The 1197-nt window shown below is 39.3% G+C and carries 2 protein-coding genes and 1 pseudogene; all 3 read left to right on the forward strand.

Annotated elements, in window-relative coordinates; genetic code table 11:
• Positions 1–160 precede the first annotated feature (160 nt).
• The gene (locus tag NJ959_RS24455; protein WP_254014360.1) at positions 161–454 is read left to right on the forward strand and encodes a hypothetical protein; all 294 of its coding nucleotides are present in this window, start codon (positions 161–163) and stop codon (positions 452–454) included.
• A gap of 215 nt (positions 455–669) precedes the next feature.
• Positions 670–1095: a heavy metal-responsive transcriptional regulator gene (locus tag NJ959_RS24460; protein ID WP_254014359.1), complete on the forward strand. Its 426-nt coding sequence runs from the start codon at positions 670–672 to the stop codon at positions 1093–1095.
• 9 nt (positions 1096–1104) lie between these two features.
• Positions 1105–1197, forward strand: a pseudogene (locus NJ959_RS30835) (D-galactonate transporter); the annotation flags it as partial.

The raw sequence follows: 1197 nt of genomic DNA on the forward strand, positions 1-1197 counted from the left end.
CCTAAACTAGCAGACTGAGCAAGAACATAGCGAAGTGTGATAAAATATAGAGAAAGATAGAGAATCAGGACTGTAATTGTTCCTAGTTAAATTGGACACCGATCGCATAACCTGAAATTAGATTAAATATCCTAGTTAAATCGACTAAGTAGCACCTGTGATGAATGCTTTGTTGCCTCGGTTTTTGAAGGTAGCTTACCGCAAGGAACCAATTTCTAGCTTTGTCGTCATTGTCGGCAGCGTAGACGCAGTAATTGGTGGTGTCGGCGAAAGCTGGTCGCTCCTGAGTTTTGGAGTGATGATGGTAATGCTAGCCATTATTTTGCGCTGGTGGCAAAGTCAGCGCAAAGAATCTCAACTCGCAGAACAACCCGTTACCCGTTTCCTCCCTCCCGCTTCTTCTCGTCCACCATTACCCTTGATGACACCGATTAAACGTCAGCCACCTCGATAAATTAAGAAGTAAAAGGTAAGAGGTAAGGAAAAAACAAGCAATTAGTAAGATTATCTAAAATCTAATCTTACCTCTAGCCTCTAACCTCTAGGAGGTTAAATGTAACTAAAAAAAATATCTAATATTTAATTTTATTGTCTCTTGTTTCTTAGCTTAATATTTAATCTTTCTCTTACCCCTTCCTTGAAATTAAATTGCTGAAATCTCAAAGAAGTATGAGCAATACTGCGATCGCACCCTCCTTAAAAATTGGCGAAGTTGCCAGTCAGAGCGGCTTATCTGTCAAAACCATTCGCTATTATGAAGAGATTGGTTTACTTGCACCAATCGTAACTCGTGCTGAATCTGGCTACCGCATGTTCACCCATCAGGTACTCCATCGATTAGCATTTATTAAAAGGGCGCAATCTCTGGGACTGAGCCTCAGTGAGATTCAAGAAATTTTAGGAGTATACGACTCAGGCAATTTGCCTTGTGATTCAGTAAAGGAACATTTAGTCAATAAAATTGAAGATATCGATCGAGAAATTACCGACTTGGAAACCCTTAAGTCTAAACTATTGAGCCTCCTTTCACACTGGCAAGCAAAACCACCCCTCGCTCGGATTACTCAGACGATTTGCCCAAATATTCAACAGTGAAATACCTATTTGGTTGTTGGTTATTGGTTATTGGTTATTGGTTATTGGTTATTGATTATTGGTTATTGGTTATTGGTTATTGGTTATTGGTTATTGGTTATT

Source organism: Limnofasciculus baicalensis BBK-W-15 (assembly GCF_024178385.1).
GTDB classification, from domain to species: Bacteria; Cyanobacteriota; Cyanobacteriia; order Cyanobacteriales; family Coleofasciculaceae; genus Limnofasciculus; species Limnofasciculus baicalensis.

Excerpts from the sequence above, each read along its gene's own strand:
- NJ959_RS24460 (WP_254014359.1), top strand. The coding sequence starts at position 670 with ATGAGCAATACTGCGATCGCACCCTCCTTAAAAATTGGCGAAGTTGCC.
- NJ959_RS24455 (WP_254014360.1), top strand. The coding sequence starts at position 161 with ATGAATGCTTTGTTGCCTCGGTTTTTGAAGGTAGCTTACCGCAAGGAA.